Origin of the sequence: Candidatus Pelagibacter sp. Uisw_127 (genome assembly GCF_047722515.1) — a bacterium.
Lineage (GTDB): Bacteria > Pseudomonadota > Alphaproteobacteria > Pelagibacterales > Pelagibacteraceae > Pelagibacter.
Genome location: NZ_CP159815.1, coordinates 316,290 through 340,336 on the forward strand (window position 1 = coordinate 316,290; position 24,047 = coordinate 340,336).

Sequence of the window (24,047 nt, forward strand, 5' to 3'; positions counted from 1 at the left end):
GAATATTAGGCATTAATAGTCAAATTGGCCGCTTTCGTCCTTGTTTCTTACTCAGAAATACATAAAGAATATATAGGGTAGTAAATGATTTTAAAAAAAATAGTTATTGGGTTGTTTTTTGGATGTTTCCTTAATGGATGTGCAGGAGGTTCTGCTTTTTTAGGACCAGTTTACACATTGGCAAACACCGGAAGTGTCTATCATGCGGGTCTCTCTTATGGTTCTGGCAAAGTTGTAAAGAAAATAATTGAAAAAACCCCAACTGAAAATATTAAAAGTTCTACAAGTAATAAAAAAAATGTAATTGAAAAAAAAGAAGAGAGTTACGATGAATTTTTTGTATTAGTTAAAAGCCAAATTGAAAAAAAAAGTAAAATTTTAAATTTAGCTAATCAGTAATATTAAGCAAAAGCTGTTCTGATTGATCTGTTTCTTTACACCAAAGTTCATAACTCTCACACATACGCCATAAAAATTGATGTGCCCTCATAGATGCTTCGATTAAAGTGTTATTTTTTACTTCGTAAAGAGCTGGTATTTTTATTAATTGTTTTATGGTCACATCTTTCTGAATATTCAAAAGTTTAATTGTTTCTTCAGGTATTTTTTTTCCTGTTTCTTGATCTAGGTAGTTATTTTTTTTCAGTTCTTTAAACCACTCTTCATGAAGTGTGCCATTACTTAATTTTTTAAACTCTTCAGTTTCCATAAATTTATTAATAGCTTCTTTTGTTTCAATATCTAAGTTTTTTTGTTTAATAATTGAAACATAAGAATATATGATTTCAGCTATATGAATAACGTATGGTTTTTTTGTTTTAGAAAGCATTTTTTATTTTCTATATCTTGCCATTGAGGAATTAGCCAATATTAAATTTGGGTCTAAATATAGTTTTGATATTTTCGAATTTTTTAATGATTTAAATGCAAAAATTGCTATAGGCAGCTCAGTACATCCTAATATGATTTTCTTACAATTATTCTTAATTAAATAATTTATTACTGGCTTAATAGATTTTTCTGCTAATTTCATATTTCCCATTTTGACATGTTTAATAGTTTTATTAACAGATTTGATTTGTAAATTATGTGGAGGTTTAATTAATCTATATTCATTCTTGAATAATTTTTCATAAATTTCTGTTTTTAAAGTACCCTCTGTTGCTAGAAGACCAATTTTTGTACTCTTCTTGCAAATCTTTTTAGCATGTAAAAAAACTTCTTTAGGCATATTTACGATTGGAATTTTAATTTTTCTTTTTAAATCTTCATACCAATAATGAGCAGTATTGCAGGGTATAACAATAAACTTGCACCCACTTTTTTCTAGTGATCTGCAGCCTTCAAGTAAGCTTTTTAAAACATTTTTGTACTTGGTAATATTTTTAGAACTTCTTGGTAGTGCTGAAAATGTTCTAGTTTGGACACCTATTGATTCTGGTCTGCCTGGTATATTGGATTTATTATAAAGAATGAAAAGGGGATATTCTTGATCAATCTTTCCTCTATTTAGCATGGCTAACTTGTTACAAAAATCAAGCCCAGCTTGTGTTCCCATTCCACCTAAAATTCCAATCATAATTATTGAGTACTTTTAAATTTTGTTTAAAGTTTGTTTAAAATTTTTGTCACAATGGTTGGTTAATACCTCTCATAAAAACTAATATTAAGCAACCATCTTTAGTGTAGGATGAATGAGTTGAGCCTGGTTCAAACGTTACAAAATCACCTTTTTTAAAAACTTTATTATCAGGATCAATTAACTCTCCTTCCAGCATTAAAAACTCTTCAAACCCGGTATGCATATGAGGTAGACTTTTAGCATTTGAGTTCATTTTTAAGATATATGTACCTTGCCCTCCATTTTTTTTATCATAGCTAATTTTATGCCAATACATACCTGGAACTGGAGAACCATAATTATCAAATGGAATAAACTCAACATCGTATAGATTAGTTATTTTTCTTTTAATCATAATTGATATATTCAATGATTATTAATAAATGATGAATATGCAAGATATATTTGCTGAAGATGTTGGCAGTGGAACTCCATTAGTTTTGGTTCATGGGTTTTTAGGCTCATCAGATATGTGGGCCCCTCAAATAGAATTCTTTAAAGATGACTTTAGAGTTATTGCTCCAGCACTCCCAGGTTTTGGAAAAAGTAGTGCTATCAACTCATGCGATTCAATTGAATGTATGGCTAAAGCAATATTAAATTTATTAGAAAAGAAGGAAATAAAAAATTTTAATTTACTAGGACATTCAATGGGTGGAATGATTGTTCAAGAAATAGCAAAAATAGCAGGTGAAAAAATTTTAAAATTAATTTGTTATGGCACTGGGCCAAGAGGAAATATACCTGGTAGATTTGAAACTATTGATCAATCTAGAGAAAAGTTAAAAATTAATGGATTAGATGTTACCGCCCATAGAATAGCCAAAACTTGGTTTATAGAAGAAGACAAATCAAAATATTTCTATCTTTGTGATGAAGCTAGTAAACAAACTTCTATAGAAGCTGCTGACAATGGATTAGTTGCTATGAAGAATTGGAGTGGAATTAAAAATTTAAAAAACATTAAAAATAAAACATTGATAGTTTGGGGAGATCAAGACAAGGCTTATAATTTCAATCAAGTAGAAACCTTGAATAATAATATTCCTAATAGTGATTTAAAGCTAATTAAAGGCTGCTCTCACAATGTTCATTTAGAGAAACCTGAGGAATTTAATGCAGTAGTGGAAGAATTTCTTATAAAAAATTGAGTGGTATTGGCTGAAATATTTAGCTAAATAATTAAAAATAATTTAATTAAAAAATCGCAGCCAATAAAAAGTGTGAATATTATGCAGTTTTTAAGTTTACCGCTGAAGGACCTTTTGGACCATCTTCAACTTCAAAAGTCAAAGCTTGACCTTCATCTAAACCATTCATGCCAGCATCTCTTACTGCTGAAACGTGAACGAATACATCTTTTTCTTTATCTTCTCTTTCAATAAAACCAAAACCTTTAGTTGGATTGAACCATTTTACTTTTCCTTGTAGACTCATATTTATCTTCTTACTTATTGTTGTGTTACTTTTATTACTTATAATTAAGTAATTCACGCTTTGTTTAGACTTATTGAGGTTTTGTCAACTAAAATTCAAATTATATATGATTAAAGAGTTAATTGTTGTTAATTAACATACTCATATAGACTGAATTTATATCATCTTCATAGTGAGAGAAAGGTTCACATACTTCAAAGCCACATTTGACAAATAATTTTCTAGCTGGCATAAAAAATTTACCAGAGCCAGTTTCTAAGCTTAATTTCTTAATATTCAGTTTTTTTGCCTCATTAATAAGATGATTGATTATTTTTAAGCCATATCCTTTATTTTTGAATTTATCGTTAACCCTTATAGATTTAAATTCTCCATGCTCTTTATCTAAAAACTTCAATGCACCACTGCCCATCAGATCACTTTCTTCCCACAGGCTCCAAAATTTAATAGAAGGATCTTTTAAGCCAGCAATATCTAGAACATGAGTGCTACCTTCAGGTGACACAGATCTTAACTCAATAAAATGCTTAATAAGAAGTTCATGAACTTCCAGATTATCAAAATTACCCTCTATTGATTTTAGCATTATTATAATATCTAACTAATGAGAGTTGTTAGATGACCCATTTTTCTCTTATTCTTTATTTCTTTCTTTAAATAATCAAAGAAAAATTCATTTTCAGTATATTCTTTATTTCTGTAATTTTCAATTTGGTCACCAATTATATTAGTCATTTTAGCATTGGATATTTTTTTAAGTGGGATTTGCTCAAGTTTACAGACAGCTCTTACATGATTTTCAAATTGACTTACATTGTATGCGTTAATTGTTAAGTGCCCAGAGTTATGAACTCTTGGAGCAATTTCATTTACATAAAGATTGTCATTTCTATCAATAAAAAATTCTACACATAAGGTTCCAACATATTTTAATTCTTCCGAAATTTGAGTTGCCCAAAGCTTTGATTGTTCTAAAATTTTATCACTAATCTCAGCTGGAATTTTAGAATTTCTCAAAATTTGATCTTCATGAAAATTTTCAATAGGTTCGTAAATCTCATATTTTTGAGCACTAAAACGAGTAATAATTATTGAGATCTCTTTTTTTAATTTAACTAGTTTTTCTAAGATATAACCTTTTGAATAATCGATATCAATTGTATCTAGGCTTTGTAAACTTTTAATAGGATATTGCCCTTTGCCATCATATCCTAAAGTTAAAGTTTTAAGCAAACCAGGTAAAAAATCTTCTACCGACTCCATTTCAGATTTTTTTTCAATCGATACATATCGGGTTGTTCTTATGTTTAAATTATTGATAAAATCTTTTTCAGCTAATCTATGTTGAATTATTCTATTTACAGAAGGTTTTGGTAAAACAGGTTTTATCTTATTAATTTCATGTAATGTTTCATAAGGAATATTTTCAAATTCATATGTAACAACATCTACTTTATCCAAGAACTCATCAATTTTAGTTTGATCGTTATATTCACCGTATACAAACCCATTAGAAAAACTTTGTGCAGGAGCATCAATATCATCACAAAAAATAACAGTCTTAATTTCTAATTTATTTGCGGCAACTGCAAGCATACTACCTAACTGACCTCCACCGATAATTCCAAGAATTGGTTTAGACATATTTAAAAACTATTTTGGTTTTTTTTTTACAGATTTACTTTGGCTTAAACGCCATTGATTTAATTTTTTTTTAACAGAGGTATCACTAACTCCAATAATAGATGCCGCTAATAATGCAGCATTAATTGCACCATCTTCACCAATTGCTAAAGTTCCAACAGGTATACCTTTTGGCATTTGCGCTATTGATAAAAGACTATCAAGTCCTTTAAGTTTTTTACTTTCAATTGGAACTCCTAGTACTGGTAAGGATGTGAGGGCTGAAATCATACCTGGTAGATGTGCAGATCCTCCAGCACCAGCAATAATTACTGCAATACCATTTTTTTCAGCATTAATAGCAAATTCATACATCCTTTTAGGGGTTCTATGAGCTGATATAATTTTTGTTTCAAATTTTATATTTAATTTTTTAAGAATATTTTGGCAAAATATCATGGTTTTGAAGTCAGACTGGCTACCCATAACAATTGATACTTTTTTAGATTTATTTTTAGTCATTTGATGTAATTTTATTTTAACGTAAATTATTATTTCAAATTAAGCTTAAAATTTCAATAAAATTAATAGAATTTATCTATCTTATTGATATTCTTTAAAACAAATAAGATCATAATGAATTTTAAAATTGATAATTTACAGTACTGTAACTGGTCTAGAGAAATCTTTCAGATAAACAGGCAAGCAGGACTTGACGCAATCCACGTAACTATTGTTTACCACGAAGATTTTGGTGAATTAAAAGAAGTAATTAAAAATTGGGAAAATCACTTTGCAGATAATTCAGACTTAATCTTTCATGGCAAAAGTTTTAAAGATATTGAAAAGGCTAAATCTGAAAATAAAACGGCAGTTTTTTTTGGTTTTCAAAATTGCTCACCTATAGAAGATGATATTGGATTAGTTGAAAAAGTTTACGACTTAGGGTGTAGGTTTATGCAGCTGACTTATAATAACCAGTCGTTACTAGCTACAGGATGTTATGAGAATGTAGATAGTGGAGTTACTAATTTTGGAAAAGAAGTAATTAAAGAAATGAACAGACTTGGCCTTGTAATAGACATGTCACATTCAGCGGAGAAAAGCACAATTGATGCAATCGAGATAAGTGAAAAACCAATTGCAATCACACACGCTAATCCTTCTTTTTGGCATCCAGCTAAAAGAAATAAATCAAATGAACTATTAAAAATTTTATCTAACAATAAAGGAATGCTAGGTTTATCTTTATACCCCCACCATTTAAAAGATGGAACAGATTGCTCTTTAGAAAACTTTTGTGAAATGACTGCTAAAACAGCTGAAATTATGGGAGCTGAAAAAATAGGAATAGGATCTGATCTTTGCTTAAACCAGCCAGACACAATTGTAGAGTGGATGCGCAATGGAACGTGGACTAAAAGTAAAAATTTTGGAGAAGGGTCAAAAAATAAACCTGGTTTTCCTAAACAACCAGGTTGGTTTTTAGATGCAAGAGGGTTTAGTAATTTAGAAGTAGGTTTAAAAAAAGTTGGATTTTCAGAAAGTGAAGTTAACGGCATTCTTGGAAATAATTGGTTTAATTTTTACAAAGCAATGAATTGATGAACGTTCCTTTAAGAGACCCCAATATAGTAATGAAACTTTCAAGACTTGGCTCTTTTCATCAATCTAAACTTTCTTTTTTAAGAAGCTTTTTAAAAGAATTTAAAGACTGGGATTATAAAAGAGATTTATTTGAATTAAATGAACATGGTTACGGCATAGCAGTTTATTCATTTAAGAAAAAAAATAGAGTTTATTCATTAATTTGTTTTGCAAATGAATTAGATGAAAATGAGAGATCAGATAGAGTTATAGCTACTAAATGGGATGCAGCCTTTACTCTTTTTGATGGTGTTCCGGCAAAACAGGACATTGAAAGATTAAAAAATGAAGTACCCAAGCAAGAGTTTGGAAGACTTTCATTTAAAGAGTTAACTCTATCCAGAGCAAACAAGTCCGTTAGGATATTTAATCATGTAGTTGAAAGCTTAAGCAAAGGTGTTCAGCCAGATAGAGAATTACTAGATAAAGTTGGTTATTTATACAGAACAACAGCGGTTTATGGGTCAGGTAAATTTGGTTTAGCAGATAGATTTAGAATTAAAGATAGAAAGGAAATATACGGACCTTTCAGATTAGAGATGATGCTTGTTTACTTGGTAAGACAATTCACTTTTGATCAAGTTAATCATGTTGCAAAAAATAAAAACCCCAAGAAAGCTGTAAAGTTAGATCCTGAAATTTGTAGAAATTTAGGAATAGGAAATTCAACGGGTCTAGGCATGGCTCCTTTTATAGTTAATCATCCGACACTTTTAAATAACTGGATCTCTGCAAGAGAAACCTCATTAAAGAAAATAAGAGAAATAAAAAATATTTCAAACGAAGAGATAGAGTTATTTTTAGGTTGTTTAAAAAAATCAATTAAAAATATCACATCCTGGAATACAGAGAGTGAATATCAAATAAAAAAAATTAAATCTTTATTAAGTGATTTGAATAAATTTATTATGTATCTCGATAAAGAGTTTAACTTTAAACAAGATTTTGCATTCAATGAGATGTACTTAGATTTAGAAAAAAACTATTGTGAAGAATGTATTGAGTATGTTGTTTCAATGATGATGGAACCTTTTGATGATATTGTTACACCATTAATTCAAGAAATGAGTTCTGAAGAAGGAAAATACTTTAATATACCAACTGAGAGGACGGTAGCAGAGTTAAAAGCTATTCTTGAAAATAAATATTCAGAAATATTGAATATAGATTTTTCTAAAAAAGAAAATAATCTTAATTTTTGGTTTATTTCAAAAAATAAAGAAGAGCCAAGACTAGCAAATAGATTTGATGAGAATGGAGCAGATTTAGAACAGCCCCTTGCAATAGCAAGAGATGTTAAAAAACTTTATGATTTATTGTCAGTATCTAAAAACAGTTGGACAATTGCTAAATTTTTATCAACTAATAATGAATTAAGACACGTTGTTAGAAGAGCATTTATAGTGGAAAAATTTCCTTATTCTGAAATACAAGATAATACCATTGGCCAAGAAATAATGCCAATAGACATGTTAAGACTTAAGCTATCTTTCTTTGGAGCGTTAAAATTTGATCCACGTTCTGATAAATGGTTAAGGATATGTATGTTTCAAGGTGCACCCTTACCAGAGCAATTAAAAAACTATGATGAACATTGGGTTTATAATTAATTAACATGAGATCATTAAGTGAAATAGATACAGTTTCTAAAAGATCGAGTAAGGCTGCTGGATATTCATGGGGTATTGCAGAAGAGATTGGAAAAAATATAAGACTACTTGAGATTTTTAGCCTACCTGGAATTAAAAACTTAAATAGTTTTTTTAAGAAAAAAAAAGAATTAAGATTAGAAAATATAAACCTCATCAATAAAGACAATGAAGCTAATAAAAATGAATATTGTCCAATAATTGCGGGTGTAAATTGTTTAGATCAGATTAGAACTTTAGAAAGTTTAAACGAAATAACCTTTAAAAATGTTGCATATCCATTACTTTTTTTACCCTTTATCAGTAGAGCATCTGAGGTAATTGGCAAAAGAATATTCTTAAAAATGGATGATAAAGAGTTTATATTAAACTTTAATAACAACATTTATTCCAATTATACAAAAAATGAAATTATTGAGTCTGCTGAAAATATTTACTTAAAGGTTTTAGAAAATCGAGACTCATTTGAGGAAAAAGAGTGGAATGAACTCTACAAACTTTCAGAAGAAACATTTGTTGAAGAAAATGAAAGTCTAAAGCAAGGTGGAGCTGGCGCCGGTCTTACAGATAATGACTAAAGATTTTGATGATCAAATAAATGATAGTGAAGAAATTCTTGAATTAGATGATTTTTGTGAAGAGTGTAAAAAACAAGACCCAAGCGTTTCTCAAAATTTAATCCTAACAGGATTTAAGACCTGTAATTCTTGTAAACTTTCAAAAACTATATTTCCTATTTAGCTTACTACAGATGAATGATTATTAAATAATTGGCTTATAAAAAATAAAAATAACAATATAATTGGTGCTAAAACTATTATTGTTGATTTAAAATAACTTTCGTATTTTAAAATTTGATTAATTCCAATTATTAGAGACACATTGTACCAAATGTAGGGAATAAACATGAAATATAAAAGTTTTACATCAACAATAAAACTATTTAGTATTAATGGTGAACTTGCATAACCAACTGTCACTAGTATTTTTCTATAATTACATTTTGTTGCTTTGCTTGGAAAAAGTACCACTCCAACAAAATATAAGTAAGCAGTTTTTATTAACCAGACAATTATCGTAGTAATAATAACAGATCTTACTGATGGTCCTTGAATATTAGCAGAGCCAAAAACTCCACTCATAAATTTTAGAAAAATAGACCCTGGTATTAAACCAATAATAGCTGTTAATAAAATGATTATAGCCGCAAAGTATATTGCAGCCTCACCAAAGTTTTTATTATCTTTGTAAAGAGTTTTATCTAATTTAATAGACCTAACAATTATATTTAAAAATTGACCAAACATTATTTATTTTTTTTATTATTTTTCTGTGCTTTGTAAGAAACAAATAGTGGAAAGAGTATTAAAGCAATTACTATTATTATGCAAATTGCGATTAGGAATGTTTTTGTCATTATTAATGGGGGAGAATTTAATCTCCCCCAGGTAATTAATTTAACCTTTAACGACTTCCCTTGTGTTTGCGTTATAAGATTCTGTAAATGGCATATCTACTACCACAGCATCAACGGGTGTTCCTGGTGTGTCAGAATACTTAGCAGGTAAGTGAACTTTATACTTAGTTCCAGCTTTTCCTTTAGGGAATCCGTTTGCATTTAATGTTCCATCAAATGGTACATATCCCATTGCTATATTTTGACCTTTTTCAGGGTGATACCAAGGTGATGTGATAAATCCTACGGGATCTCCACCACTCTCAGGTGACACTAACCAAAAGTCAGGAGCATATTCTTCAATTGGTTTTCCACCCAACTCAAGACCTACTAACTGAAGTTTGTAAGGTTTTTTTCCATCCTTAAGCTCTGCACCCATTTTCTCTAGTGCAGCTTTACCAATGTAGTCAGCTTTCTTGTTCCATTCGCCTTTACCAGCTAATGAAACTTGATAACCAAGGTTACACTGAAAAGGATTGTGTTGATGATCCATATCTTGTCCCCAAGAAAGAATTCCAGCTTGAATTCTTCTATGGTGAGCAGGAGCTATAACCATTAGGCTATGCTTTTTGCCCGCAGCAAGAACAGCATTCCACATATCATCAGCGTATTTAGTTGCTTCTCTTAAGTAGATTTCATATCCAGCTTCACCTGAGAAACCAGATTGAGAAATAACACAACTTCTTCCACCAACTTTTGCTTCAGCTAAACCATAGAAAGGCATGTTATCTAGATCAACTTGATCTCCAATAAGGTCTTTCATTAAAGCTTTTGATTTAGGTCCTTGAATTTGTACAGGACAAACGTCAATTTCTTCAATAGAACAATCAAATCTTCCATCAGCATTAACACCTTGAAGATACATTCCAATATCAGAGTCTGATAAAGAGAACCAAAATTCATCTTTTGAAATTCTAAGAAGAATAGGATCATTTAAAACACCACCATAAGCATTACATAAAATTACGTATCTTGCTCTCATAGGTGAGATTTTAGTTGCATCTCTAGTTATAACGTAGTCTGTAAACTTTTCTGCATCAAGACCCTTAACTCTAATTTGTCTTTCAACGGCAACGTTCCACATCGTAACGTGATTTTTAATTGCTTCATATTCAACCATTGCTCCACCATCTTCTGGTTTTACATAACCTCTTGGATGATAAATACGATTGTAAACAGTTGCTCTCCAACAACCAGCTTCCATTGATAGATGCCAGTATGGAGATTTTCTTACTCTTGTTGAAATTAACATTTCAACTTTTGTAGGACCACTTTGTCTTAAGTTATATGGTACTTCACGATCTGATTGATCAACTGAAGTCACATGCTTTAGTTTAGTATAGTCAAATTCATTAGACATAACCGTTCTCCTTCAACCACTTGTTAGTTTCCTTCAAGCCGCCGAATGTATAAATGTGGAAGTTACCAGTAAACTCTTTCACTTTCCCAATTAATTCATTAGGGTCTTTAGGTTTCAATAAATCTAATGCCTTACTAAAATTAGACTTAAGAAAGTTTATAGAATTTTTCGCCCCGACAATATTAGCAAATTTAATCAAGCTAGTTATTTTCATTGGCCCAGTAATTCCTACATGCACTGGTACTGACTGCTTAGAAATGAAATCTACGATAGGTTGACTCTCTAATAACCACTGGGTTACTATATAGTCGGCGTAAGGTTTTTTATCTATCATAGCCTTTTCTAATTCTTTATCAGAAATATCCTGACTTCCTTCTGGATGTCCTGCTATTCCTATTTTAATTCCATCAAAAAATCCTGTTTCTAAAATTTGAATTGAACTATCAAATTTTCCAACTGGCTCTCTACTTCCTCCAATCACTAAAGCTTGTTTAACACCCACATCTTTACATCTTGAAATGTAATCTTTAAGTTGAGCATCATCTGTAATTGATCTTGCTGGAAAATGTGGAACTGGATTAAATCCCTTTTTAACTAATTCACCTGACTGATTAGCAGTCTCTTTATAGTCTCCTCCTGGAAGCATGGTTACATAAACATCCTTAACTGGAGGCAATGTATCAAGATCTGTTTGAGGTCCAACTTCAAGTGAAAAATTCATTTTCCTGATCATTAGCTTTTTTATAAAAGCTGTCAAAGAAATTCATCTTGTGGATAAAGATATTTGTTGCCAAAAATTGTGCCGGTGATAATTTTTTCCAATGCCTGAAAACTCTAAAAATCTCACCTTGTCAGATATCCTGGATATGAAAAAGATTAAGGTAGTGAGCAACCCGATTGAGAAAGCTCATGGTCTGCCAAATGAATGTTATACGAGCCCTGACTATCTTAAGTTCGAAAGAGAGAAGATTTTTGTAGATAAATGGTGCGTAATTGGAGCGGCAAGCTCAGTTGCAAACATTGGAGATGCCAAGCCATACAATTTATTAGGGATCCCCTTAATCATTTTAAGGGATAAAGAGAATAAAATCAGAGTGTTTCATAATGTCTGTAGTCATAGAGGATTTAAGCTTTTAGATGAGCCCTGTTCTTTAAAAAATCTTTTAAGATGCCCTTATCATTCATGGTCCTATGATTTTGATGGAAAATTAGTAGCCACGCCCCATATTGGTGGATTAAATATTCATGAGACAGAAAAATTTGACAAATCCATAAGCAATTTAAAAGAGATTCGAACTAAAGTATGGATGGACATTATATTCATTAATATCAACAATAATGAATTAGAATTTGATGAATATATTAAACCTCTTGAAGAAAGATGGTCAAAATTTATATCCAAGGAAGATCAAAATTTACTTAAACACTCAAAAGATCACGGATATTTCAGCCTAGATGTTAAATGTAATTGGAAATTTGCAATAGAGAATTATTGTGAAAGTTATCATTTACCGTGGATACACCCAGAATTAAATAAAGTTTCAAATATTAGTGATCACTACCATATCCAAGGTTTACCCAATAGATTTGCTGGCCAAGGAACTAGCAAGTACGATCAACCTGTTAAGGGGAAAAAAACTTTTCATAATTTTCCAAATTGGTCAAAAGATCTATCAAAAAAAGCTGAGTACATTGCTCTTTTTCCAAACGTAATGATTGGTTTGCATATAGATCATTTTTATATTTTTTGGTTAGAACCAAAATCTATCAATGAAACTAAAGAACATTTGATGATGTATTACGTGGGCAATGAAAGTGCCAATAGCGTTGAATTTACAGAGATGAGAAAAAAAAATGCAGAATTTTGGAAGGAAGTTATGTCAGAAGATATAAAAGCAGTAGAGGGAATGCAAGAAGGTAGAAACTCACCGGCATATAATGGTGGAAATTTTTCACCAATAATGGATAACCCTACACATGAATTTCATAAATGGATTGCAACAAACTTAATTTAAAATGAAAATAATATTAATTATGGGTCTTCCAGGATCTGGCAAAACAACTTTAGCAAATGAAATTGCCCCATCATTAAATGCCAAAAGACTTAATGCTGATGAAGTTAGAAAAGAAGCCAATGATTGGGATTTTTCAGAAGAAGGCAGAACAAGACAAGCCAAAAGAATGGCAGGTTTTGCAAAAAAAATAAAAGATGAGGGAAATTATGTTGTTGCAGATTTTGTTTGTCCAACACCTGAGGCAAGAAACTTGTTTCCAGCAGATTATATTGTTTGGCTAAATACAATAAAAGAAGGACGTTTTGATGATACTAATAAGATGTTTGTAAAGCCTGAAAAATTTGATTGTCAGGTCACAACACAAGATGCTAAACATTGGGCACCAATAATATTAAAGGAGATCAAATAATGGCTTACGAATGGGATAATAAAAAACCAACAGCACAAATGCTAGGTAGATGGCAACCATTTCATGATGGTCATTATGCTTTGTTTCAAGAGATAGTTAAAAAAACAGGTCAAGTTTGTATTCAAATTAGAGATGTTCAGGGTGTAGATGATAATCCATTTGACTTTGAGACTGTTAAAAAAAATATTGAAGAAAAATTAAACCCAGAATTTGAAGGACAATTTAAAGTGATGATGGTGCCAAATATCACTAATATTTGTTATGGAAGAGGGGTTGGCTACAAAATTGAAGAAGTTGTTTTATCTGAGGAAATTCAGAAAATCTCAGCTACTAAAATTAGAGCTAAGATGAGAGAAGACGGCAAACTTGACTAATATTAAGATCAAAATTTTAGACAAAGAAATAGCTTCAGTAATTATTAATGAATCTAAAACATATAATGCACTTTCATTTAGAAATTTAGGTGATCTAATTAAGGTTTTTAAAAAATTAGATAATGATAAAAACATTAAGGTAATAATTATTGAAGGTGCTGGAAAAGGGTTTAGCGCAGGTCATAATTTAAAAGAAGTAAGTGGCTTAAAAAAGAAAGCCAAATACCAAAAACTTTTTAATCTTTGCTCAAAGTTAATGCTCCAAATAGTTGAAGGAAAAAAACCAGTTATTGCAAAAGTACACGGGGCAGCATTTGCAGCGGGGTGTCAATTAGTTGCCAGTTGTGATTTAGCTTACAGCACAAATGATGCAATTTTTGCAACTCCTGGAGTAAATATAGGTTTATTCTGTAGCACACCTATGGTTGCAGTGAGTAGAAAAGTTAACAGAAAAATAATGATGAAAATGCTTTTAACTGGAGATCCTATTAAAGCAAAATACGCCAAAGAAATTGGATTAATAAATGATTGTTTTGCTAAATCTCAATTAGATAAAGAAGTTTTAAAAGTATCAAAAATTATTGCTTCCAAATCAAAACTTACAATAAAGATAGGCAAACAAACTTTTTACAAACAATTAGAAATGCCATTAAAAAAAGCCTATGCATATACGAGTAAAATGATGACTAAAAATATGATGGCTATGGATGCTAAAGAAGGAATTTCTGCATTTTTAGAAAAAAGAAAACCTAAGTGGAAACATAAGTAGTGATCGACAAAATAAAAGAAATTCTTTCAAAATATAAAACAATTGCAATGGTGGGCGTTAGTAAGGACGACAAAAAACCTTCAACTATTGTTATGAAATATATGCAGAGGTATGGCTTTAAAGTTATTCCAGTTAATCCAAGTGCAAAAGGACAAAAGATATTAGGTGAAGTAGTTTATGAAAAACTTGAAGATATTAAAATACCAATAGATATTGTGGATGTGTTCAGACCTTCAGCAGAAGTGCATAAGCTTGCAGAAGATAGTGTTAAAATTGGTGCAAAAGTTCTTTGGCTACAACTAGGAATAAGAAGTGTAGAAGCTAAAGAGTTAGTAGAAAGTAAGAATATTGAATATATAGAAAATAGATGTACTAAAATGGAATATCAAAAGCTTTTTTTAAATATAAATCCAGCATTTCCTGTCTTACAAAATTAAATGAATATAGTAAATTTTACTCTTGTGCCTGCGTTTCTAGGGGGTACATTAATTGGATTGGCTGTAGTTCTATTCTTTGTCTTTAACGGTCGATTAATTGGAATAAGTGGAATTGTTAGTAATTTTTTAACTTCCAAAAATAATAGATTTGATAATTTTTTATTTATAGTGGGGTTAATAATTGGCCCCATTCTTTATAAATCTTTTACATCTCAAGAAATTAATATTTTAATTTCAAATTCATTTTTTTTATTATTTGTAGCAGGTTTGTTGGTTGGTGTTGGCACTAGAATTAGTGGAGGGTGTACTAGTGGTCATGGAATTAGTGGAATGGGCAGATTTTCTTTAAGGTCAATTATTGCAACAATAACCTTCATGATTTTTGGAATTTTAACTGTTTTGGTAAAAAACTTAGTATGAGTAAAATTATATCTTTAGTTTGTGGGATAATATTTGGAATTGGTCTTACTGTTTCAGAAATGATTGATCCAGCTAAAGTTTTAGGTTTCTTAAATATTTTTGGAGATTGGGACCCATCTTTAGCATTTGTGATGATCGGAGCCCTAATTATATCTTCTCCATTTTTTCACTTATTTAAAAATAATAAAAAACCTATTTTTGCTAAAAGCTTTAATTACACAACTAATAAAGAGATAAATAAAAAGTTAATTATTGGCTCTTCACTTTTTGGAGCAGGATGGGGTTTGGCAGGTTTATGTCCTGGACCTGCGATAGCATCTTTAGCTTTATTAAATATTAATTCAGCTGTCTTTGTAGTTGCAATGTTTGTTGGGTTTTATTTGGCTAAATTGTCAGAACCGACTACCCATGCTCGATGATAAAAATCATCTATATTTTTTTGAATTAACCCTTTGGCAATTTGGGTAGCTTCTTGCTCCTCAAAAGGACCATGTTTTTTTTCAGTATTCTTTAGTATTGTTTCAATCTCGTTAGGGTTGGTATGCTCACCTTCAATTACATAAAAATTTTTCATGGCTTTCTTATAGAACTAGTTTAAAAATACACAAATGAAAAAAATATTTCTTTTATACGGTCATTATAACGAAAAATCTTTTAACGCTGCTATTAGAGATAGATTTATAAAAACGGTTGAAGCAAACGGTCATTCAGTTGATTGTGTAGACCTATATAAGGAAAAATTTAACCCTGTTTTTGCAGGTGAACAAGCTGGTGAAGATGTTTTAGATCATCGTAGACGAATTGAGAAGTGTGATACAATTGTTCTAATTGCACCTATTTGGAACTTTAGAATGCCAGCAATTGTGGAGGGATGGATAGATAAAGTTTTGTCACCACCATGGGCATTTACATTTAAAAAATTAGTTGGAAACTATGGTTATCCAATGGGAAATTTAAAAGATAAAAAAGCTATAATTTTTTGTACTTATGGGTCTCCAAGGCTCGCTATTACAACCTTCTTCTTAAACTTACCTATAAGAAGATTAAAAAGAGGGGTATTTCACATGTGTGGCATTTATAATATTGTTTATAGAAGATACTTTGCTGTACCGTTTGTCAGTGATAAAAAAAGAGAACAATTTTTGGAAGACGTCAGAACAACTGCACAAAATATATAAATTAATTTTAATTACTTTATTTTTTACATCTCCATCATTTGCTGAATTAGTTAAGCCTAATAATGGGATTGAACCTTATCAAGTTGTCAAAATCCAATTAAGAAGTTTAAAGCAGAATGATAATCCAAAAAAAGATAATGGAATTGAGCAGACTTGGGAATTTGCACACCCAAATAATCAAAAAAATACAGGTCCTTTAGATCGATTTAAAACGATGATAAAAGGAAAATCTTATGTGATGCTTCTTAATCACTTGGACCATAAGGTTGTTAAGATAAAATCTGATGATTTTACTGCTCTTTTTGAAGTAACAGTTCTTGATAGAGATAAGGTCTACTATAAATTTAAGTGGGCAGTTGAAAAATATATAAAAAATGGTCCCCTCAAGGACTGCTGGCTGACCACAATGGTCTCCGCACCAATGCCTCTTGGATCTTCAGTTTAAGCTAATAACTAAACGATTTTTGTTTCGTTAATAATAAAAAAATAGTAGGAATCGGACTAATGAAATCTAAAGCTAAAGTTGTTGTAGTTGGTGGTGGTGTAGTAGGAGTTAGTGCACTTTATCACTTAGCAAAAAAAGGTTTATCAGATGTTGTTCTTGTCGAGAGAAAAGAATTAACTTCAGGATCAACTTGGCACGCAGCAGGTCTGCTTCCATTATTTAATATGAGTTATTCAGTTGGACAGCTTCATAAGTATGCGGTTGATCTTTATAAAAAATTAGAAGAAGAGACAGGACAAAATGTTGGCTTCAGTGTTGTCTCAAACATTCGTTTAGCAAGCACTAAAGATAGAATGGATGAGTACCACCAATATGCAGGAGTGGCACAAACTATAGGTGTTGATGTAAAATTTTTAACTCCAGATCAGGTAAAAGAAATTTGGCCTTTATGTCGTACGGATGATTTACTTGGCGCAATACAACACCCTGAAGATGGATATATTCAACCTGCTGATTTAACTCAAGCAATGGCTACAGGTGCTAGAAATATGGGTGCTGAGATTTATAGAAATACAGCTGTAGTTGGAATTAAACAAACTAAAGATGGATGGGTTGTTGAAACTGACAAAGGAGCTATTGAATGTGAACATGTAATTTCTTGTTCAGGAAACTTTGCAAGACAAACTGGAAAAATGGTTGGTTTAGATATTCCTGCTATACCTGTTGAGCACCAATATATTGTAACAGAAGCACACCCAGATATTTTAAAAAGAAAAAAAGAAGGCTTACCAGAGATGGGAGTTTTAAGAGATAGTGATAGTAGATGGTACATGAGAGAAGAAGCAGGTGGTTTAATTTTAGGACCCTATGAGGATGGTGCTCCAGCTTGTTATGTTGATGGACCATCAAAAGATTCTGAGTATGAATTATTTCAAGAAGATTTAGATAGACTTGCTCCACACATAGAAGGTGCAATTCATCGAGTTCCAGCTTTTGGAGAAGTCGGTGTTAAAAAAGTTTATAACGGTGCAATTTGTTACACACCTGATGGAAACCCAATTGTAGGACCGGCGTGGGGACTTAAAAATTTCTGGATTAATGAAGGACATAGTTTTGGTATTACTGCTGCAGGTGGTGCTGGATGGCAACTTGCTGAATGGATTGTAGATGGAGAACCAACGGTTGATATGCTTGGCGTTGACCCAAGAAGATTTGGTGATTATGCAACAAAATCTTATTTAAAAGAAAAAAACGAAGAAGCTTATAATCATGTATTTAAAGTTCATTACCCAGATGAAGAAAGAGGTGCTGCTAGAGAATTAAGAACATCACCTTGTTACGATAGAATGAAAGCATTAGGTGCAGTATTTGGGCAAAAATTTGGTTGGGAGAGACCTAATTTCTTTGCAACAGATGGAATGGAGCAAAAAGATGATTGGTCTTTTAGAAGATCCAAGTGGTTTGAGGCAATAAAAAAAGAATGTAAAAATGTAAAAGAAAATGTGGGTCTTTTAGACATGACTGCATTTGCAAAATGTAGAATTAAAGGTCCTGGGGCTGAAGAGTTTTTAGATTATTTAGTAGCAAACAAACTTCCAAAAAAAATAGGAAGAATTGGTTTATGTCATGCCCTTAATACTAAAGGAGGAGTACATTCTGAATTTACAATAATGAGAGAAGCTCCAGATAGTTTCTATTTAGTTTCTGCAGGAGCAAACCAAAGATTAGACCATGATTGGATTCAAAAATGGATGCCAAATGATGGGACAGTTCAATTTGAAAATCTAACTAATAGTATGGGTGTGCTAGTTGTATCTGGTCCAAAGGCTAGAGAATTAATGACAAGAGTTTCCAGCGATGATTTTTCTGGTGAAAACTTTAAATGGTTGAGTGCAAAAAATGTGAATGTTGGAAATGCACCAGTGAATGCTATGAGAGTAAACTTTGTTGGTGAATTAGGTTGGGAGCTTCATCATCCAATTGAATACCAAAACCATATATTTGATAAATTAATGGAGGCTGGAAAAGATTTAGGTCTTAAGCCTTATGGAATTAGAGCAATGAATAGTTTAAGACTCGAAAAATCTTATAAACTTGTTGGGACGGAATTATCAATTGAATATTCACCTTACGAATCTGGACTAGATAGATTTATACATCCTAATAAAGGAAACTTTATTGGCTTAGAAGCACTTAATAAGTGGAGAGAAAAAGGTTTTAAAAATAAACTGGTTACTATGGAAATTCACAATGTTGAAGATGCAGATGTTCTAGGAAACAATCCAATTTATGAAAACGACAAAGTTGTTGGACGTGCAACAGGAGGAGATTTTGGATTTAGACTAGGTAAATCGATTGCATTAGGAATGGTGAACCCAGATGTTGCGACAACTGGTCAAAAATTGAAAATTGATATTTTAGGAAAAATGTACGATGCTACTATACTGGATGAGAGTCCTTACGATCCTGAAAATAATTTATTGAGAGCATAATGAAAATATTAGTCGCAGTTAAAAGAGTAATTGATTACAACGTTCAAGTCAGAGTTAAAGAGGATGGGACTGGTGTTGTTACTGATAATGTAAAAATGTCGAGCAATCCACCCGATGATAATGCTATTGAAGAGGCTGTAAGAATTAAAGAAGCAGGTAAGGCGTCAGAGATTATTGCAATTACAGTGGGTGAGGAAAAATCACAAGAAACTGTTAGAAAAGCTTTAGCTGTTGGTGCTGATAGAGGAATTTTAATCAAAACTGAGGGAACAATTGAACCATTAGCCGTAGCAAAAGTGCTGCAAAAAATTGTTGAAAAAGAAAAACCAGATCTAGTTTTTATGGGTAAACAAGCAATTGATGATGACTGTAATCAAACAGGCCAAATGTTAAGTGCTTTATTGAATTGGCCTCAAGCAACATTTGCATCAAAAATTGAAATAAAAGACAGAACTTTAGAAGTAACAAGAGAAATTGATGAAGGATTAGAAACAATTGAAGTTAATCTACCAGCTATTGTGACATGTGATTTAAGATTAAATGAGCCACGTTATGCTTCACTACCAAATATTATGAAAGCTAAAAAAAAACCCATAGAGGTATTTATAGCTGCAGACCTAGGGGTTGATATAACACCTAGGGTTCAACAAATTAAAGTAGAAGAACCACCTAAAAGAAAAGCAGGAATTAAAGTTGCAAGTGTTGCTGAATTAGTTAGCAAACTTAAAAATGAGGCAAAGGTAATATAATGTCAGTTTTATTAATAGCAGAGCATAATAATAAAGAAGTAAGACCTTTTACATTAAACGCAATTACTGCAGCATCACAAATGGATGGAGATGTACATGTTTTATTAATTGGAAATAATTGTGGAGATGTTGCTAAATCATTATCTGAAATGCCAGCTGTTAAAAAAGTATTACATGCTGAAGCTGCCCATTATGAAAACTACTTAGCAGAAAACTTTGCACCGATAGTTGTTAAAGTTTCAGAAAATTATTCCCATATTGTTAGTTCGGCAAATACATTTGGTAAAAATTTGATGCCAAGAATAGCAGCAAATTTAGATATATCTCAAGTAAGTGATATTACTAAAGTGATATCAGCTGATACATTCATAAGACCTATTTATGCGGGTAATGCATTCGCTACAGTAAAAAGTACAGACACAAAAAAATGTATAACAATTAGACCAACATCTTTTGAGCCTTGTGAAACTTCTGGTGGGTCTGCTCCAATAGAAAAAATTGAAGCTACTGAAGAGTTTACGTTATCAAAATTTATTAAAAGAGAAGAGGTTAAGTCAGACAGACCTGAGCTTGGAACTGCTAGAGTTGTAGTTTCTGGTGGAAGAGGAATGCAAAATGGAGAAAATTTTAAATTAATAACTGACATTGCAGATAAATTAAATGCAGCAATTGGAGCATCACGTGCAGCAGTTGATGCGGGTTATATTAGTAATGAACATCAAGTTGGTCAAACTGGTAAAGTTGTTGTACCAGATTTGTATATTGCAGTTGGAATTTCAGGAGCAATTCAGCATTTAGCTGGAATGAAAGAAAGTAAAATTATTGTTGCTATAAATAAAGATGGTGAAGCGCCAATATTTAGTGTCGCAGATTATGGTCTTGAAGCAGACTTATTTGAGGCGTTACCTCAATTCTTAGAAGAATTGAATAAATTAAATAGTATACAAAAATAATCAGTACTGTAAAAATTCAAGATATGCCTAGAGAAGCAATGGATTATGATGTGGTAATCGTTGGGGGTGGTCCTTCAGGACTATCTACGGCAATTAAACTTAAACAATTAGATCCAGAATTAAATGTGTGTTTACTTGAAAAAGCCTCAGAGATTGGTGCGCATATTTTAAGTGGTAATGTGTTTGAAACTAGAGCTTTAGATGAGTTATTACCAAACTGGAAAGAACTTAATTCACCTATAAAAACTAAGGTTTCTAAAGAAAAATTCTTATTTTTAGGAAAATCAAAATCATTAAGCTGGCCGACATGGCTACTTCCATCAGTTCAACAAAATCATAATAATTACATAATCAGTTTAGCAAACCTATGTAGATGGCTAGCAGAACAAGCCGAAGCTTTAGGTGTAGAAATATTTCCAGGCTTTCCTGCAAGTGAAATTTTATACAAAGAAGATGGATCAGTTAAGGGAGTTGCAACTCAAGACATGGGAGTTGATAAAGATGGAAATAAGAAAGATGGCTTTGAACCAGGCATAGAGCTTTTAGGAAAAGTCACTGTTTTCGCAGAAGGATGCAGAGGACATCTTGGAAAACAATTAATTGAAAAATATAATTTAGCGGAAGGTAAAGACCCCCAACAATACGGAATTGGATTTAAAGAAATTTGGGAAATTAGTGAACAAAATCATGAAGAGGGAATGGTAATGCACACTGCAGGTTGGCCATTAGACAATAATACATATGGGGGAAGTTTTGTGTATCATGCAGAAAATAAACAAGTTTTTTTAGGATACGTTATTGGTCTAGATTATAAAAATCCGCATCTCTCACCTTTTGATGAATTTCAAAGGTTTAAAACTCATCCGGCAATTAAAAAAATAATTGAAGGTGGAAAACGTATTTCTTACGGCGCACGTGCGTTAATTGAAGGAGGCATTCAAAGTTTACCAAAAATGTTTATGCCTGGTGCTTTATTAATTGGTTGTGATGCAGGAACATTAAACATGCCTAAGATTAAAGGATCACACACTGCAATGAAAAGTGGAATGATTGCAGCAGAAACTATATTTGAAAATATAAAAGAAAATAAGAATCTATCCATTTATGAAGACAAATTTAAAGAAAGTTGGATTTATGAAGAATTACATAGTGCTCGAAATGTTAAACCCAGCTTTAGCTGGGGTTTAATTCTTGGAATAATATTTACCGGGATTGATCAAATTTTATTTAGAGGAAAATTACCTTTTACCTTAAGACATAAGCATGCTGATCATGAAACTTTAAAATCAGCAAGTGAAATGCCAAAAATAGATTATCCAAAACCTGATAATGTGATCACGTTTGATAAAACTAGTTCTGTATATTTAACAGGAACTAATCATACTGATAATCAACCTGTACATTTGCAGCTCAAAGATCCAAACTTGCCGATAAATTACACTTTAGAAAAATTTGATGAACCAGCACAAAGATATTGTCCAGCAGGCGTTTATGAGGTTCAAAGTGAAAATGGTGTAAATAAATTTGTGATTAATTCACAAAATTGCATTCACTGTAAAACCTGTGATATTAAAGAGCCTTCTCAAAATATTACGTGGGTTACACCCGAAGGAAGTGGTGGGCCTAAATATGGAAATATGTAATTGAAAATATTTTTTTTAAAAAGATAAAATCATTCCAACAATACAAATTAAACAAAGTGTCAATCCTATGAAAATTAAGTTTGTTCGATTTTCTTTCTCTTGTGCTTTCCTTGCTCTATTTAAAAGAATATTTATATCAACACGTCCAGATATTACTTCCTCACTTTTTTGAGAGGTCTGTAAAGGAGGTTGTTTTTTTATCATGAAATCTAAATTTTTCTCAGCACTCATGATTTAAATAAACCAGTAAAATATTAGGTAAACAATGATTCTAAAGTTCACTTTGGGTCTAACAATATAATACAGTGTTCATATTGGGCATTAAAAGCTAGAATAAATCTATTATGGATCAAGTAATATCAAAGCAACTTCGTAAAGAAAAATTGATCACAGTATTTGAAAAAAATTACAGTTTTATAAGTCCACTTTGGTCTAATCATCAATTAGAATGGATGAATGGAGTTTACGATCCTTTCAAAGATCATGATAAATATATGATAATTCTTTATTTGATTAAAAAGACGTTCGATTTTTATTCAAAAAACCTTGTTAAGGAGACTTTTACTGAATTTTATCAAAAAGATTTTATACAAATAGAATCATTAAATGTGATGGAGATTTCCAAAGCTCTCGATATTCCCAAAGAAAGTGCTAGAAGAAAAATTATTGAATTAGAAAAAATTGGTGCACTCAAAAAGTTGGGTAAAAAAATTATTATAGATAAAAAAGCCTTTCCTTATGTAAGACCAGAAAAATCTATAGTCAGAATTTCACGTTTTTTTTCTGCACTATCAACCACTCTGTTTAATGAAAAACTTATACAATCAGAATTTACATCAGAAGAAGTTGTAACATTTATAGCAAAAAACTTTTCTCATATTTGGAAGCTTTACTATGAATTACAGATACCCATGATACTAAAATGGAAAAAAGCTTTTACTGATGTAGAAAGTTTTCATGTTTGGGCCGTTTGTGTTGTAAATGAACAATTAAATATTAAAAGAAAGGGTGATTTAAGAATGAGTAAAATAGAATATTTAAAAAAATATTATAATAATCTTTCAATATTAGAAGGAATGAATGCTATGTCAATTTCTGATATTTCGGGGATACCAAGAGCCACTGTTACTAGAAAATTAAATATTTTGATTAAAAAAAAATATCTTAAAATTAACAATAAAAAACATTATACTTTAGCTCTCGAGAATCAAAAAGAAGTTTATGAGATACAAAAAATAAATTTCAATCATTTATCTGAATTTACATCACGTGTTTTTAATTTAATGTTAGTTGAATCAGCAATATTAAAAAAAGCATATGAAAAGTTACCTACTGGAGTTCAAAAGTATTTAAATTTGTAGGAATTTTAA

Annotated in this window: 32 protein-coding genes; 20 read left to right on the forward strand and 12 right to left on the reverse strand. The window is 31.2% G+C overall.

Features of this window, described 5'->3' with window-relative positions; translation table 11 throughout:
* Positions 1-84 precede the first annotated feature (84 nt).
* Positions 85-399 (forward strand): hypothetical protein, encoded by a 315-nt coding sequence (locus tag ABXT65_RS01605; protein ID WP_415323756.1) that lies wholly within the window; start codon positions 85-87, stop codon positions 397-399.
* Here the strand turns inward: ABXT65_RS01605 and ABXT65_RS01610 are convergent.
* Genes ABXT65_RS01610 through ABXT65_RS01620 form a run of 3 tightly spaced genes read right to left on the reverse strand, consistent with a single transcriptional unit; the run spans position 389 to position 1,976 of the window.
* Positions 389-829, reverse strand: coding sequence for a hypothetical protein (locus ABXT65_RS01610; RefSeq protein ID WP_415323757.1), 441 nt, complete (start codon positions 827-829; stop codon positions 389-391). The genes ABXT65_RS01605 and ABXT65_RS01610 overlap by 11 nt on opposite strands.
* A 3-nt stretch (positions 830-832) precedes the next feature.
* A complete protein-coding gene (locus tag ABXT65_RS01615; protein ID WP_415323758.1) occupies positions 833-1,579 on the reverse strand; it encodes an aspartate/glutamate racemase family protein in 747 nt (248 codons plus the stop codon).
* Positions 1,580-1,628: 49 nt separating this feature from the next.
* Complete coding sequence (locus tag ABXT65_RS01620; RefSeq protein WP_415323759.1) at positions 1,629-1,976, reverse strand: cupin domain-containing protein; 348 nt, start codon at positions 1,974-1,976, stop codon at positions 1,629-1,631.
* 37 nt (positions 1,977-2,013) lie between these two features.
* Here ABXT65_RS01620 and ABXT65_RS01625 point away from each other — a divergent pair, with 37 nt between their 5' ends.
* Complete coding sequence (locus ABXT65_RS01625) at positions 2,014-2,772, forward strand: alpha/beta fold hydrolase (protein ID WP_415323760.1); 759 nt, start codon at positions 2,014-2,016, stop codon at positions 2,770-2,772.
* A gap of 79 nt (positions 2,773-2,851) precedes the next feature.
* Here ABXT65_RS01625 and ABXT65_RS01630 read toward each other — a convergent pair whose 3' ends face one another.
* The 4 genes from ABXT65_RS01630 to purE all read right to left on the reverse strand — a co-directional run bounded on the left by ABXT65_RS01630 (position 2,852) and on the right by purE (position 5,203).
* Positions 2,852-3,058, reverse strand: coding sequence for a cold-shock protein (locus ABXT65_RS01630; protein WP_006998008.1), 207 nt, complete (start codon positions 3,056-3,058; stop codon positions 2,852-2,854).
* A 118-nt stretch (positions 3,059-3,176) separates the two neighbouring features.
* On the reverse strand, positions 3,177-3,644 hold the full coding sequence (locus ABXT65_RS01635; protein ID WP_415323761.1) for a GNAT family N-acetyltransferase: 468 nt from the start codon (positions 3,642-3,644) through the stop codon (positions 3,177-3,179).
* An 11-nt stretch (positions 3,645-3,655) separates the two neighbouring features.
* Positions 3,656-4,702, reverse strand: coding sequence for a 5-(carboxyamino)imidazole ribonucleotide synthase (locus tag ABXT65_RS01640; RefSeq protein WP_415323762.1), 1,047 nt, complete (start codon positions 4,700-4,702; stop codon positions 3,656-3,658).
* 9 nt (positions 4,703-4,711) lie between these two features.
* Positions 4,712-5,203 carry a 5-(carboxyamino)imidazole ribonucleotide mutase gene (gene purE / locus ABXT65_RS01645; protein WP_415323763.1) on the reverse strand — a complete coding sequence of 164 codons (492 nt, stop codon included), beginning with the start codon at positions 5,201-5,203 and terminating at the stop codon, positions 4,712-4,714.
* Positions 5,204-5,317: 114 nt separating this feature from the next.
* On the opposite strand from purE, the gene ABXT65_RS01650 reads away from it, so the two are divergent.
* Genes ABXT65_RS01650 through ABXT65_RS01665 form a run of 4 tightly spaced genes read left to right on the forward strand, consistent with a single transcriptional unit; the run spans position 5,318 to position 8,718 of the window.
* The gene (locus ABXT65_RS01650; protein ID WP_415323764.1) at positions 5,318-6,286 is read left to right on the forward strand and encodes a membrane dipeptidase; all 969 of its coding nucleotides are present in this window, start codon (positions 5,318-5,320) and stop codon (positions 6,284-6,286) included.
* Positions 6,286-7,938 carry a hypothetical protein gene (locus ABXT65_RS01655; RefSeq protein ID WP_415323765.1) on the forward strand — a complete coding sequence of 551 codons (1,653 nt, stop codon included), beginning with the start codon at positions 6,286-6,288 and terminating at the stop codon, positions 7,936-7,938. Before ABXT65_RS01650 ends, ABXT65_RS01655 begins: the two co-directional genes overlap by 1 nt.
* A gap of 5 nt (positions 7,939-7,943) precedes the next feature.
* Complete coding sequence (locus ABXT65_RS01660) at positions 7,944-8,555, forward strand: DUF3726 domain-containing protein (RefSeq protein ID WP_415323766.1); 612 nt, start codon at positions 7,944-7,946, stop codon at positions 8,553-8,555.
* Complete coding sequence (locus tag ABXT65_RS01665; RefSeq protein ID WP_415323767.1) at positions 8,548-8,718, forward strand: hypothetical protein; 171 nt, start codon at positions 8,548-8,550, stop codon at positions 8,716-8,718. The genes ABXT65_RS01660 and ABXT65_RS01665 overlap by 8 nt, the downstream gene beginning before the upstream one ends.
* Here the strand turns inward: ABXT65_RS01665 and ABXT65_RS01670 are convergent.
* The 3 genes from ABXT65_RS01670 to ABXT65_RS01680 all read right to left on the reverse strand — a co-directional run bounded on the left by ABXT65_RS01670 (position 8,715) and on the right by ABXT65_RS01680 (position 11,514).
* Positions 8,715-9,284 carry a YIP1 family protein gene (locus tag ABXT65_RS01670; protein WP_415323768.1) on the reverse strand — a complete coding sequence of 190 codons (570 nt, stop codon included), beginning with the start codon at positions 9,282-9,284 and terminating at the stop codon, positions 8,715-8,717. The two genes, ABXT65_RS01665 and ABXT65_RS01670, sit on opposite strands and share 4 nt — an antisense overlap.
* A 150-nt stretch (positions 9,285-9,434) precedes the next feature.
* Complete coding sequence (locus tag ABXT65_RS01675; RefSeq protein ID WP_415323769.1) at positions 9,435-10,793, reverse strand: glycine cleavage T C-terminal barrel domain-containing protein; 1,359 nt, start codon at positions 10,791-10,793, stop codon at positions 9,435-9,437.
* Positions 10,786-11,514: a methylenetetrahydrofolate reductase gene (locus ABXT65_RS01680; RefSeq protein ID WP_415323770.1), complete on the reverse strand. Its 729-nt coding sequence runs from the start codon at positions 11,512-11,514 to the stop codon at positions 10,786-10,788. Before ABXT65_RS01680 ends, ABXT65_RS01675 begins: the two co-directional genes overlap by 8 nt.
* A gap of 100 nt (positions 11,515-11,614) precedes the next feature.
* On the opposite strand from ABXT65_RS01680, the gene ABXT65_RS01685 reads away from it, so the two are divergent.
* Genes ABXT65_RS01685 through ABXT65_RS01715 form a run of 7 tightly spaced genes read left to right on the forward strand, consistent with a single transcriptional unit; the run spans position 11,615 to position 15,636 of the window.
* Positions 11,615-12,808 carry an aromatic ring-hydroxylating oxygenase subunit alpha gene (locus tag ABXT65_RS01685; RefSeq protein WP_415323771.1) on the forward strand — a complete coding sequence of 398 codons (1,194 nt, stop codon included), beginning with the start codon at positions 11,615-11,617 and terminating at the stop codon, positions 12,806-12,808.
* A gap of 1 nt (position 12,809) precedes the next feature.
* Positions 12,810-13,217 (forward strand): AAA family ATPase, encoded by a 408-nt coding sequence (locus ABXT65_RS01690; RefSeq protein WP_415323772.1) that lies wholly within the window; start codon positions 12,810-12,812, stop codon positions 13,215-13,217.
* Complete coding sequence (locus tag ABXT65_RS01695) at positions 13,217-13,591, forward strand: cytidyltransferase (RefSeq protein WP_415323773.1); 375 nt, start codon at positions 13,217-13,219, stop codon at positions 13,589-13,591. Before ABXT65_RS01690 ends, ABXT65_RS01695 begins: the two co-directional genes overlap by 1 nt.
* Positions 13,584-14,360 carry an enoyl-CoA hydratase gene (locus tag ABXT65_RS01700; protein ID WP_415323774.1) on the forward strand — a complete coding sequence of 259 codons (777 nt, stop codon included), beginning with the start codon at positions 13,584-13,586 and terminating at the stop codon, positions 14,358-14,360. Before ABXT65_RS01695 ends, ABXT65_RS01700 begins: the two co-directional genes overlap by 8 nt.
* Positions 14,360-14,797 carry a CoA-binding protein gene (locus ABXT65_RS01705; protein ID WP_415323775.1) on the forward strand — a complete coding sequence of 146 codons (438 nt, stop codon included), beginning with the start codon at positions 14,360-14,362 and terminating at the stop codon, positions 14,795-14,797. The genes ABXT65_RS01700 and ABXT65_RS01705 overlap by 1 nt, the downstream gene beginning before the upstream one ends.
* Positions 14,798-15,217 carry a YeeE/YedE family protein gene (locus tag ABXT65_RS01710; protein ID WP_415323776.1) on the forward strand — a complete coding sequence of 140 codons (420 nt, stop codon included), beginning with the start codon at positions 14,798-14,800 and terminating at the stop codon, positions 15,215-15,217. It abuts the gene before it with no gap.
* Positions 15,214-15,636 (forward strand): DUF6691 family protein, encoded by a 423-nt coding sequence (locus ABXT65_RS01715; protein ID WP_415323777.1) that lies wholly within the window; start codon positions 15,214-15,216, stop codon positions 15,634-15,636. The genes ABXT65_RS01710 and ABXT65_RS01715 overlap by 4 nt, the downstream gene beginning before the upstream one ends.
* Here ABXT65_RS01715 and ABXT65_RS01720 read toward each other — a convergent pair.
* Positions 15,594-15,791 carry a hypothetical protein gene (locus ABXT65_RS01720; protein WP_415285896.1) on the reverse strand — a complete coding sequence of 66 codons (198 nt, stop codon included), beginning with the start codon at positions 15,789-15,791 and terminating at the stop codon, positions 15,594-15,596. The genes ABXT65_RS01715 and ABXT65_RS01720 overlap by 43 nt on opposite strands.
* A gap of 34 nt (positions 15,792-15,825) precedes the next feature.
* Here ABXT65_RS01720 and ABXT65_RS01725 point away from each other — a divergent pair, with 34 nt between their 5' ends.
* From ABXT65_RS01725 to ABXT65_RS01750, 6 genes are read left to right on the forward strand one after another with little or no spacing between them, the layout of a single operon-like run.
* Entirely contained in the window at positions 15,826-16,395 is a 570-nt protein-coding gene (locus ABXT65_RS01725; protein WP_415323778.1) for an NAD(P)H-dependent oxidoreductase, read from the forward strand.
* On the forward strand, positions 16,337-16,840 hold the full coding sequence (locus tag ABXT65_RS01730; protein ID WP_415295594.1) for a DUF4864 domain-containing protein: 504 nt from the start codon (positions 16,337-16,339) through the stop codon (positions 16,838-16,840). Before ABXT65_RS01725 ends, ABXT65_RS01730 begins: the two co-directional genes overlap by 59 nt.
* A gap of 59 nt (positions 16,841-16,899) precedes the next feature.
* Entirely contained in the window at positions 16,900-19,332 is a 2,433-nt protein-coding gene (locus ABXT65_RS01735) for a GcvT family protein (RefSeq protein ID WP_415323779.1), read from the forward strand.
* On the forward strand, positions 19,332-20,081 hold the full coding sequence (locus tag ABXT65_RS01740; RefSeq protein WP_415323780.1) for an electron transfer flavoprotein subunit beta/FixA family protein: 750 nt from the start codon (positions 19,332-19,334) through the stop codon (positions 20,079-20,081). The genes ABXT65_RS01735 and ABXT65_RS01740 overlap by 1 nt, the downstream gene beginning before the upstream one ends.
* The gene (locus ABXT65_RS01745) at positions 20,081-21,034 is read left to right on the forward strand and encodes an electron transfer flavoprotein subunit alpha/FixB family protein (protein WP_415323781.1); all 954 of its coding nucleotides are present in this window, start codon (positions 20,081-20,083) and stop codon (positions 21,032-21,034) included. The genes ABXT65_RS01740 and ABXT65_RS01745 overlap by 1 nt, the downstream gene beginning before the upstream one ends.
* Positions 21,035-21,057: 23 nt before the next feature.
* The gene (locus ABXT65_RS01750; protein ID WP_415323782.1) at positions 21,058-22,677 is read left to right on the forward strand and encodes an electron transfer flavoprotein-ubiquinone oxidoreductase; all 1,620 of its coding nucleotides are present in this window, start codon (positions 21,058-21,060) and stop codon (positions 22,675-22,677) included.
* A gap of 15 nt (positions 22,678-22,692) precedes the next feature.
* Here ABXT65_RS01750 and ABXT65_RS01755 read toward each other — a convergent pair whose 3' ends face one another.
* A complete protein-coding gene (locus ABXT65_RS01755) occupies positions 22,693-22,881 on the reverse strand; it encodes a hypothetical protein (RefSeq protein ID WP_415323783.1) in 189 nt (62 codons plus the stop codon).
* A gap of 140 nt (positions 22,882-23,021) precedes the next feature.
* Here ABXT65_RS01755 and ABXT65_RS01760 point away from each other — a divergent pair, with 140 nt between their 5' ends.
* Positions 23,022-24,038 (forward strand): hypothetical protein, encoded by a 1,017-nt coding sequence (locus ABXT65_RS01760; protein ID WP_415323784.1) that lies wholly within the window; start codon positions 23,022-23,024, stop codon positions 24,036-24,038.
* Positions 24,039-24,047 lie beyond the last annotated feature (9 nt).

Excerpts from the sequence above, each read along its gene's own strand:
- ABXT65_RS01720 (WP_415285896.1), bottom strand. The coding sequence starts at position 15,791 with ATGAAAAATTTTTATGTAATTGAAGGTGAGCATACCAACCCTAACGAG.
- ABXT65_RS01640 (WP_415323762.1), bottom strand. The coding sequence starts at position 4,702 with ATGTCTAAACCAATTCTTGGAATTATCGGTGGAGGTCAGTTAGGTAGT.
- ABXT65_RS01710 (WP_415323776.1), top strand. The coding sequence starts at position 14,798 with ATGAATATAGTAAATTTTACTCTTGTGCCTGCGTTTCTAGGGGGTACA.
- ABXT65_RS01735 (WP_415323779.1), top strand. The coding sequence starts at position 16,900 with ATGAAATCTAAAGCTAAAGTTGTTGTAGTTGGTGGTGGTGTAGTAGGA.
- ABXT65_RS01610 (WP_415323757.1), bottom strand. The coding sequence starts at position 829 with ATGCTTTCTAAAACAAAAAAACCATACGTTATTCATATAGCTGAAATC.
- ABXT65_RS01760 (WP_415323784.1), top strand. The coding sequence starts at position 23,022 with ATGGATCAAGTAATATCAAAGCAACTTCGTAAAGAAAAATTGATCACA.
- ABXT65_RS01660 (WP_415323766.1), top strand. The coding sequence starts at position 7,944 with ATGAGATCATTAAGTGAAATAGATACAGTTTCTAAAAGATCGAGTAAG.
- ABXT65_RS01665 (WP_415323767.1), top strand. The coding sequence starts at position 8,548 with ATGACTAAAGATTTTGATGATCAAATAAATGATAGTGAAGAAATTCTT.
- ABXT65_RS01685 (WP_415323771.1), top strand. The coding sequence starts at position 11,615 with ATGCCTGAAAACTCTAAAAATCTCACCTTGTCAGATATCCTGGATATG.
- ABXT65_RS01630 (WP_006998008.1), bottom strand. The coding sequence starts at position 3,058 with ATGAGTCTACAAGGAAAAGTAAAATGGTTCAATCCAACTAAAGGTTTT.
- ABXT65_RS01635 (WP_415323761.1), bottom strand. The coding sequence starts at position 3,644 with ATGCTAAAATCAATAGAGGGTAATTTTGATAATCTGGAAGTTCATGAA.
- ABXT65_RS01650 (WP_415323764.1), top strand. The coding sequence starts at position 5,318 with ATGAATTTTAAAATTGATAATTTACAGTACTGTAACTGGTCTAGAGAA.
- ABXT65_RS01670 (WP_415323768.1), bottom strand. The coding sequence starts at position 9,284 with ATGTTTGGTCAATTTTTAAATATAATTGTTAGGTCTATTAAATTAGAT.
- ABXT65_RS01615 (WP_415323758.1), bottom strand. The coding sequence starts at position 1,579 with ATGATTGGAATTTTAGGTGGAATGGGAACACAAGCTGGGCTTGATTTT.
- ABXT65_RS01625 (WP_415323760.1), top strand. The coding sequence starts at position 2,014 with ATGCAAGATATATTTGCTGAAGATGTTGGCAGTGGAACTCCATTAGTT.
- ABXT65_RS01715 (WP_415323777.1), top strand. The coding sequence starts at position 15,214 with ATGAGTAAAATTATATCTTTAGTTTGTGGGATAATATTTGGAATTGGT.
- ABXT65_RS01695 (WP_415323773.1), top strand. The coding sequence starts at position 13,217 with ATGGCTTACGAATGGGATAATAAAAAACCAACAGCACAAATGCTAGGT.
- ABXT65_RS01740 (WP_415323780.1), top strand. The coding sequence starts at position 19,332 with ATGAAAATATTAGTCGCAGTTAAAAGAGTAATTGATTACAACGTTCAA.
- ABXT65_RS01620 (WP_415323759.1), bottom strand. The coding sequence starts at position 1,976 with ATGATTAAAAGAAAAATAACTAATCTATACGATGTTGAGTTTATTCCA.
- ABXT65_RS01725 (WP_415323778.1), top strand. The coding sequence starts at position 15,826 with ATGAAAAAAATATTTCTTTTATACGGTCATTATAACGAAAAATCTTTT.
- purE (WP_415323763.1), bottom strand. The coding sequence starts at position 5,203 with ATGACTAAAAATAAATCTAAAAAAGTATCAATTGTTATGGGTAGCCAG.
- ABXT65_RS01675 (WP_415323769.1), bottom strand. The coding sequence starts at position 10,793 with ATGTCTAATGAATTTGACTATACTAAACTAAAGCATGTGACTTCAGTT.
- ABXT65_RS01755 (WP_415323783.1), bottom strand. The coding sequence starts at position 22,881 with ATGATAAAAAAACAACCTCCTTTACAGACCTCTCAAAAAAGTGAGGAA.
- ABXT65_RS01655 (WP_415323765.1), top strand. The coding sequence starts at position 6,286 with ATGAACGTTCCTTTAAGAGACCCCAATATAGTAATGAAACTTTCAAGA.
- ABXT65_RS01745 (WP_415323781.1), top strand. The coding sequence starts at position 20,081 with ATGTCAGTTTTATTAATAGCAGAGCATAATAATAAAGAAGTAAGACCT.
- ABXT65_RS01680 (WP_415323770.1), bottom strand. The coding sequence starts at position 11,514 with ATGAATTTTTCACTTGAAGTTGGACCTCAAACAGATCTTGATACATTG.
- ABXT65_RS01605 (WP_415323756.1), top strand. The coding sequence starts at position 85 with ATGATTTTAAAAAAAATAGTTATTGGGTTGTTTTTTGGATGTTTCCTT.
- ABXT65_RS01750 (WP_415323782.1), top strand. The coding sequence starts at position 21,058 with ATGCCTAGAGAAGCAATGGATTATGATGTGGTAATCGTTGGGGGTGGT.
- ABXT65_RS01690 (WP_415323772.1), top strand. The coding sequence starts at position 12,810 with ATGAAAATAATATTAATTATGGGTCTTCCAGGATCTGGCAAAACAACT.